A 7,609-nucleotide genomic window follows, 5' to 3' on the forward strand; every position below is an offset into this window, starting at 1 on the left:
CTCCTCGCGGGGCCACCTTTACGTCTGCGGAACTCTGAGGGCCGGTCTCGTTTTCCCGGCGACTCGCGCCGGGGGAACGAGACTCGCCGCTAGTAGTCGCGGTTCGGTTCTCCGAACATCTGCCGTTCGATCGAGGTCGCGTTCGCCCAGACGTAACGCTCCTTCGCGCCGACCCGCAGCATCGCGAACATGTCGTCGTAAAGCATCTGGAACAGGTCGACCGTCGCCGCGCTGACCCGCAGCGTCGCCGTGGCCGCGGCGGCCTCGTCCGGGTTGAGCCGCTGCAGGATCGTCACGTGCGCCTCCTCCACGGCCTGCGAGCCGTACAGCGTCAACCGCGGCAGGACCGTCAGCTGCGTACGCCAGGGCCCGAGGATCGGCGTCGTCGACGTGCCGTGCTCACCGACGTCGTAGACGTACAGCGCGGGCGAGTGCGGATTGGCGTCGACGGTGACCGGCCTGTCGCCGTGCAGGACGGCGAGCCGGTCCTGACGCCCGGTGGCACCGGGGCCGAGACCCTCCCACACCTGCGGACGGTTCGTGCAGACGGCGACGCGAGCCCCGATCGCCAGCGCCCGGAACACGATGATCCGCGCGGCGAAAGCCCCACCGATGATCGCGGCCTTGACCGGCTCCGGACGGAACAGCGGCGCGACGACGGGCTTCTGCTCGGCGTCGCGACCGAGCACGAGCCCGGCCGGCGGCGCGGGGGTGGCCATCAGTTCGAGGGCCTTCGAACTCGCGAAGAAACCCTTGGCGCGCAACGAATCGACCGGTCGGCCCAGGGTCGGGACGACGACCGGGGCGTCGTCGACCGATGGAAGGCCGTACACCGTTCCGGACGTCACGGGGGCCGAGAACTGGCGGCCGGTCGGACCGCCCGAGAACGGTGATCCCGACACGGACGCGAACGGGCCACCCGAGCTCGGGGAACCGGAGACCGGCGGCGAGAAGAACCCACCACCGGACACGGGCGGACCCGAGACGGGACGACCGTCCATCGGCGGCCGAGGCGGCGTGCCGGGCGGCAGCTTTCCGGTGGGCTCGTCGGCGTGCGGCCCCGGCGGACGCGACCCCAGGCCCGGCGTCGTCGAACGCGGAGGAGGGCCCGGCTGGTGCGCGGGAACCGGCGGACCGGAGACCGGTGAGACCGGATGGCGCGCCGGACCCGGCGAGGTCGGACCCGTCACCGGAGGACTCGACACGGGCGACACCGGCGGCGTCGTCGGTCGAGACACCGGCATCGTGCCGGGACCCGAGACGGGAGGACCGCTCATCGGCCGCTGCGGAGGCATCGGCGCGGGTGACGTCGGCGACTGCTGCGGTGCGGCGGGCGGAGGCGACGCGGGACGCTGTGGAGGCTGCGGCGGCGGGCTCGTCGGCCGAGACGGCGGCGGAGTCTGACGCTGCGGCGCGGGCGGAGCCGCGGGCTGAGGGGGCGGCCCGGCGGGACGCTGCGGCGCGGAGGACAACGGCGGCTGCGGAGGTCCCGACGGAGGACCCATCGGCCGCGACGGCGGCGTCGACACCGGGTTCGTCGCACGCGAGGGCGGCGAATGTTCCATTGGCCGGGACGCGGGAACCTGGCCCGTCTGCGAAGGCGAGGGCGGAGCCGACTGCGGACTCGGCGGCCGGTTCGCCGCCGGATCACCGTACGGAGCGGGCGGCGCGGACGACGGCGGAGCCGGAGGCCGGTTCGCCTTCTTCGCACCACCGAGCTTCATCGTGGAGGCACCGGGAACGTTCGCCGACGGGGGACGGTTCGAGCTCGGAGCCGACGGAGCCGACGGAGCCGGGGGCGTCGGAGGTTGGGCCGGGGGTCGCGCCGGAGGCGGCGAAACCGGCTGGCCGGGCGCGGGTGACGTCGGTTGGCCCGGCGGCGGAACGGATGCCGCGGAACGGTACTGGCCGGTCGTCCGGGGCGGCGCCTGGTAACCCGGCGGCGGCTGCTGCGGAGCCTGAGGCTGCGCGGGCGGCGGCACGGACGCCGAGGAGCGGTACTGCCCCGTCGACGGCGGTGACGGCGGCTGCTGCTGCGGTCCGGTCCCTGCGGGCGGCTGCGGCGGACGTGCCTGGCCGTACGTCGTTCCCGGAACGGAGGCGCTGCCCCGACCATCGGTCGGACGGGCGGGCCCACGCGGAGGCTGGGGACCCGCGCCGGACGTCGGCTGAGCGCTGCCCGGCGGCGGCACGGAGGCCGAGGACCGGTAGCGCGCGGCGTGCGGCGGTCGCGGCCCACGCGGAGGGAACGGGCCGGGAGGAGTCGGGGGCGCCTGCTCCTCCGGCGGGGGAACGGACGCGCTCGCGCGGTACTGACCGGTCGCGGGCGGGCCCGGCGGACGGTTGGGGTCGGCGTCGTCGTCCGGCGCGTAGTGGCGACCCCTGCGGTTGCCCTCGTCGTCGGGTTCCTCGCCACCCGAGCGGTAGGTGCCGCCCGAGTAGGTTCCGCCGCGATAGACGTTGTTCGGGTCGTCGCCGTTGTTCTGGGTCATTTCGAGCCACCTCCGGTCGGGGCTGAGGCGTACGCGGCCGGCCCCTGCTGTCCGTTGAGCCGGTCGAGCTTGGCGCCGAGGCCTTCGGCGGCGGCGATGACGCGCTGCTGCCCGGTCTCGGAGGTCTGGGCGTCACCGGCGATCCGGATCAGGCATTCGACTTCGACACGGCGGCCCGTCGGGCGACCGTCGACGTCTCGACCGTCGACGATGCCGGGGCGCAACGTGATCGAGGCCGTCGTGAACACCGCGGGGACGGCCGCGAGGACGTCGATGAGGCGCGGCAGGATCGTCTCGTCCGTCGGCCACTTCGCGACGCGGTAGGTGACGTGCTGCAAACCGTCGCCCTGCCACTGCTGCCACGACTCGGCCGTGCGCTGCTGGTTGGCGGGGACGTCGTTCATCGTCAGACCGAGCGACGCCTGAAGCGTGTCGCGCAGGCCCTCGGCGTCGAGCACCCGGTTCTGCACGCCGGCGTTGCGCAGCAGCTTGCCGACACGGCTGATCGTCACGGCGAGCGCCTTGTGCACGCCTTCGATGTCGCCGCCACGGTCGGCTGCGGCGTCGAGCGCGTCCTCGGAGTTCATGCGGATCGCGAGCCAGCTCGTGTGGTGGACCACGGCGGGGATGCCGCCGAGCAGTTCTTGGTACGACGCCGCGGCGGGGCTTCCGTCGTGGCCGACGAGCCCGATCGGCACGGTGTGTCCGACGACCTGGATCGCCGAGACGGGCACGCCGGACTCGGTGAAGAGGCGGGAGAGGCGGGTCAGGGGGACGGCTTCGGTGATGCCGTCGACTCCGCCCATCTCGATCGCGGCGAACCAACCGCCGTCGTCCGCGCCGATGCCGATCTCGATGTCGCGGTCCTCGATCTGGACGATGCCGAGATCGGGAGAGAGGCCGTGGAGCGCCTCCTTGGACATGCCGGTCGGTCGGGACCGACGGCCGGCGAGGCGGCGGCGCATGGGGATGGCCTGGTACAGCCACATGCCGCCGCTGCGGGCGAACATGACGACGAGGATGACCAACGCGGCCACCCCACCGCCGATGTACCACGGCAGGGCCGCGTTCATGGGCTTACCGGCCGTCGCGGTGTAGACACCGGCGGCTATGCCGATGATCACCTCGATGGCGAAGAGATGCCCATAGGAAAAGGCGCCGAGTCTGCCCGAGTTTCGTGACGCGAACGACACCGGTTCTTCGGCCCGTTGCTTCTTCTCGGCGACCACGGCGGTGCCGCGCGCGGCGGGTGCATGCACCATCGTCATGTGGGTATTGCCTCCAGGGCAGGCATTGTGGGGTTGCGTTCTCATCGTATGCGGACGGCGCCACAAGCACCAGACGGGTCGGACACCGAATCTGCCGAGGTCGCGTGGCGAATCCGCTGCGGTGACGTGGGGACTTCGATCGTCATTCGCGACGTGACCCGGGCGCGTCGGGCGGGCGAGCGGGTGTTCCGCGACGTCACGGCGCCCACGATGACTCCATGATGGTTTCCGAGGACTTTAATCACAGTGGACTTTCAGTGGACGGTCGCGCACTCGATTGCGGACTGTTTGTATCCTCGCCGACAACGGGACTGTTCAACATAGACTATCCGTTTCCATTTTGGCCATTCACGATGACATCGAGGCAACTCCGACGTGACCGTTAACCCACATGACTTCGAACGGAATCACCCGACAGCCGTGCCATCCGGTGAACCGCAATATTCGATGACCTCACCCCCTGGACCGCACGGAACCACCCCACCGGGACCGGGATACCCACCGCCCCAGGCGAACCACTTCGCACCGCACCTGGGCGAACCGCCGCCTCCGTCAACGGGGCCGAAGTCCCGAACCGCGTTGATCGCGAGCCTGACGGCGGTCGCGGTCGTCGCGGTCCTCGTCGCGGGACTCGCCGCCGCCGGTGTGTTCACCGGCGACGCCGAAGCCACCATCGCCGATCAGCAGCCGTCCACCAGCCCGGTCGACGATCCCGACGCCGAAGCCACGCCGTCGCCCGACGGCGTCGACCCCACCGCGCCGGCGGCGAGCGAGAACGGCCTGTACCAGTACGTCGAACCGTGTGCGGTGTTCGACATCGACACGTACGTCGCGCTCGGCACGGGCGGATCCGACGCCGTGAGCGCCAACCAGAGCAACGACCCGTCCGGACCGACGGGCATGGGCCAGTGCAACTACACGGAGCTCGACGGGATCGCCGTCCACACCGCGGTCGAGGCGCACCACGATGTGGGCGGCGCGGAGGACATGTACGACTACTACGTCGATCTGCCCCGTGGCGACGGTTGGACGGAACTCGACATCGACAGCGACCGCGAGTGGGATGAAGCACTCGTGATGTCGCGCTCCGATCTCGTCTTCGCCGAGGAGCTGCGGATCTTCGTGCGGCACTCGAACCTGCAGATGACGATCACGGTGACCCTCCCGGACCCGACGCACACGCCTGCCGAGCTCACGACCACGGCAAGCGCAAGCCTCGACGCGCTCGCAGCCTTGATGGAGCAGTAGAGCCGACCTCCGCTCGTGGTGGTGAACCCCGCGTGGGGTTCGCCACCAACGGAAGCCACATTAGAGACCGCCTCGCCGCCCGGCGGATCGCAACGGCGACAGTGGAACGTCTTCGGCTCTCGTCTCGCGCGACCCGAGTCGACGACACGGCCTCCCGATCGATGATGACCATCGCGTATGGTGACGGTCACACTAATTGCAGCACTCGAGGCGTCACCTCGTGCTTGATGCAAGGACCCGCCACGTATGGGACAAGTTGCCGACGACCTCAAGGCACTCATCATCACCGCCACTTCGCCCGACGGCGACATCAAATGCACCCTCAAGGGTCGCGAAGCGAAGTTCGGCTTTCGCCCGGGCCGCTACCACGCCTACGACGAGCGCGCCCTGGAATCCCAGCTCGGCCGTCTCCTGACACTCATGTCCATTGGGTACCGTCGCGGCCACTCCGACGTGATGAGACGCGCCGGCCTCGTCTCGATCCTGAGAGCTGAGGACGCCCACGACGAGGCGCAGGCGCGATACCTTCGCGCGGCCGCCGAACTGTCCACTGTCGGCAGAACGGCGCGCAACATCGTCCGGTTCAAGGCGACGGGCATGCGCGAGTGGCGCTGTCGCGTACTGGACGGAGCCCTTTCCACGCTCTCCGAAGAGGACTTCGTCACCGAGGCACAGGAATCCGGCCGTGCGTTGATCCAGGACTACCGGCGGCAGATCAGGTTCCTCCGAGACGAGTGCTTCGGGTTGGACATTCCAAGTGTCACCCGCGAACGCGAACGACGACAGTCGTGAATCGCCAAGCCCTGAGGGGGAGTCCACCATGGTCGAGATCAGTATCGATGACATTTGGGACCTGTGGCGCGCGGGCGCCGTTCACATGCAGTACATGGGAAACCAGTACGCGTACGCGGCCCAGGAGACGCACCAGTCCGCCCTGTCCCAGGGCCAGGCGTTCAACGGAGCCGCACCGGAACTCGTCTCCGCGTTCACCGAACTTCGCAACCTGGTGCAGAACGACATCCTCGTGGCGAGCAGCGCGGCGATGGTCAACTCGGGCACCGCGCTCGCGGACATCGCCGTTCGATTCTCGATACAGGACGACGACAACAAGGACCTCCTGCGGAACAAGATCACAGACCTCGAGGACAACGGCGACGCGCAGGACCGACCCCCGCCGTTCACCCCGAGCGCTCCGGAGAGCGATGACCCGCATCCCGAGCTGCAATCCAACGTTCCCGGCCAACCCCAGATCTGAAGGAACCGGAATCCGTGGGAATCACCGATATCAGCGTCGCCGGCAAGTGCGTCCAGGAAGTCGACGCCATCGAGTACATCAACGACTCCCAAATCGACACCGCCGTCCAGGCGCTCGTCGCCGCCGCAGAAGACGCACGCAAGAACGAGGGCCCCGACGACCCCGATGTGGGCGCGCGCGAACACGTCGAGAGCGTTCCCGGTTCATACGACTGGATCCCGGAGCGCTTCGAACGATTCAAGTATCGATGGCCGACGTTCCCCCGCAGCATGGCCGAGCACCTCGGGGAAGCGCGAAGGCAGATCGACTCTGGACAGCTGAGTGACATCGACTCGGTGAACACGGCGGTGGCGCGCTGGACCGGTCGGACTCGCGACGCGTTCTACGAGAACTTCCTCTCCCCGTTCCCGGACGCCGTCACTCGGCAGCAGGCGCTGTTCGTCGAGCTGCAATCGGCGCTGTACGCGTACGAGGCGGCGCTCCGTCAGTCGCGGCAGCTCGCCAAGAAGATCACCGAGGAGACGATCAAGGCGTTGGAGGCCTCCGGAGGCGTGTTCGGCACGTCGGCCGAGGAGGGCAAACTCGCGATCGCGGTGGCCGCCGCCGTCGCGGGTGTCATCGGGGCGGCCGCGACCGGTGGTGGTTCGCTCGGCGTCACCTTCGCGATCATCGGGGGTGTCGGAGGAACCGCGCCGGCGGTCGTCGACCTCGTCAACGCCGAGGAGAAGCCGAAGACGATCAAGGGTGACACGGTGGCGGGAATCCTGGAGAGCATGCAATCCGCCCTCGACGACCTGTGGGAGGACATGCGGAAGGCCGAGAAGGGCATCGCGGGTTATCTGACCGCCACGATCGAGGAAGTCAACGGCTACATCAAGAGTGGCGACAAGAAGGTCAAGCGGACCTTGCTGCCCCACGAACCCGACGACAAGACTCCCGACTTGACCGACGCCGACAACGACGACGACGTGTCGGTCGATCCGGGCACCGGTGACTTCCGCGTCCGGGAACCCGCGTGAGGTGCGTCGGCCTGGTCCGGATCGGACGGTCGACCCGCGTCGTCACGTTGATTGCGGCGGGGATGCTGACCGCTAGTGGCTGCACCGGTGAATCGCCCGACCCGTCGTCCTCCCCCACGGCAACAACCGAAACCGCGCCCGATGTCGTCTCCGCCCAGGACCACCTGGCCGTCACCGAATCCGGCTTCACCGTCGGAGAGAACGACAACGACGACACCACCGTCACCTACGCCATCATCCTCAAGAACACCCACCCCACCCACGCCGCCATCCGCATCGGCATCGAGCTCACCTGGACCACAGGCGGCGAACCCATCCCCGTAACCG

9 protein-coding genes are annotated in these 7,609 nt (G+C 69.2%); 7 read left to right on the forward strand and 2 right to left on the reverse strand.

All coding sequences use genetic code 11. The features are described 5' to 3' along the window. Positions 1 to 89: 89 nt before the first annotated feature. Positions 90 to 719 carry a hypothetical protein gene (locus tag ACM9NP_RS22410; protein WP_415648744.1) on the reverse strand — a complete coding sequence of 210 codons (630 nt, stop codon included), beginning with the start codon at positions 717 to 719 and terminating at the stop codon, positions 90 to 92. Here ACM9NP_RS22410 and ACM9NP_RS22415 point away from each other — a divergent pair. Then, on the forward strand, positions 712 to 1,404 hold the full coding sequence (locus tag ACM9NP_RS22415; RefSeq protein ID WP_415648745.1) for a hypothetical protein: 693 nt from the start codon (positions 712 to 714) through the stop codon (positions 1,402 to 1,404). The two genes, ACM9NP_RS22410 and ACM9NP_RS22415, sit on opposite strands and share 8 nt — an antisense overlap. Before the next feature lie 321 nt (positions 1,405 to 1,725). Next, entirely contained in the window at positions 1,726 to 1,935 is a 210-nt protein-coding gene (locus ACM9NP_RS22420; RefSeq protein WP_415648746.1) for a hypothetical protein, read from the forward strand. Positions 1,936 to 2,488: 553 nt separating this feature from the next. Here the strand turns inward: ACM9NP_RS22420 and eccE are convergent. After that, a complete protein-coding gene (gene eccE, locus ACM9NP_RS22425; protein WP_415648747.1) occupies positions 2,489 to 3,760 on the reverse strand; it encodes a type VII secretion protein EccE in 1,272 nt (423 codons plus the stop codon). Between the two features lie 447 nt (positions 3,761 to 4,207). Here eccE and ACM9NP_RS22430 point away from each other — a divergent pair, with 447 nt between their 5' ends. The 5 genes from ACM9NP_RS22430 to ACM9NP_RS22450 form a co-directional block, all read left to right on the forward strand. Beyond that, positions 4,208 to 5,008 (forward strand): hypothetical protein, encoded by an 801-nt coding sequence (locus ACM9NP_RS22430; RefSeq protein ID WP_415648748.1) that lies wholly within the window; start codon positions 4,208 to 4,210, stop codon positions 5,006 to 5,008. A gap of 246 nt (positions 5,009 to 5,254) precedes the next feature. After that, positions 5,255 to 5,800, forward strand: a complete 546-nt coding sequence (locus ACM9NP_RS22435; RefSeq protein WP_415648749.1) for a hypothetical protein — start codon at positions 5,255 to 5,257, stop codon at positions 5,798 to 5,800. Between the two features lie 28 nt (positions 5,801 to 5,828). Further along, positions 5,829 to 6,263, forward strand: a complete 435-nt coding sequence (locus ACM9NP_RS22440; protein WP_415648750.1) for a hypothetical protein — start codon at positions 5,829 to 5,831, stop codon at positions 6,261 to 6,263. A 14-nt stretch (positions 6,264 to 6,277) separates the two neighbouring features. Further along, on the forward strand, positions 6,278 to 7,282 hold the full coding sequence (locus ACM9NP_RS22445) for a hypothetical protein (RefSeq protein WP_415648751.1): 1,005 nt from the start codon (positions 6,278 to 6,280) through the stop codon (positions 7,280 to 7,282). A 62-nt stretch (positions 7,283 to 7,344) separates the two neighbouring features. Then, the coding region (locus ACM9NP_RS22450) for a hypothetical protein (RefSeq protein ID WP_415648752.1) at positions 7,345 to 7,609 on the forward strand (265 nt) is incomplete at its 3' end.

It is taken from the genome of Stackebrandtia soli (assembly GCF_965137155.1).
Lineage (GTDB): Bacteria > Actinomycetota > Actinomycetes > Mycobacteriales > Micromonosporaceae > Stackebrandtia > Stackebrandtia soli.

What these genes read in the sequence shown, in the direction of transcription:
- ACM9NP_RS22410 (WP_415648744.1), bottom strand. Translation starts at nt 719, where the DNA reads ATGGCCACCCCCGCGCCGCCGGCCGGGCTCGTGCTCGGTCGCGACGCC.
- eccE (WP_415648747.1), bottom strand. Translation starts at nt 3,760, where the DNA reads ATGACGATGGTGCATGCACCCGCCGCGCGCGGCACCGCCGTGGTCGCC.
- ACM9NP_RS22430 (WP_415648748.1), top strand. Translation starts at nt 4,208, where the DNA reads ATGACCTCACCCCCTGGACCGCACGGAACCACCCCACCGGGACCGGGA.
- ACM9NP_RS22435 (WP_415648749.1), top strand. Translation starts at nt 5,255, where the DNA reads ATGGGACAAGTTGCCGACGACCTCAAGGCACTCATCATCACCGCCACT.
- ACM9NP_RS22440 (WP_415648750.1), top strand. Translation starts at nt 5,829, where the DNA reads ATGGTCGAGATCAGTATCGATGACATTTGGGACCTGTGGCGCGCGGGC.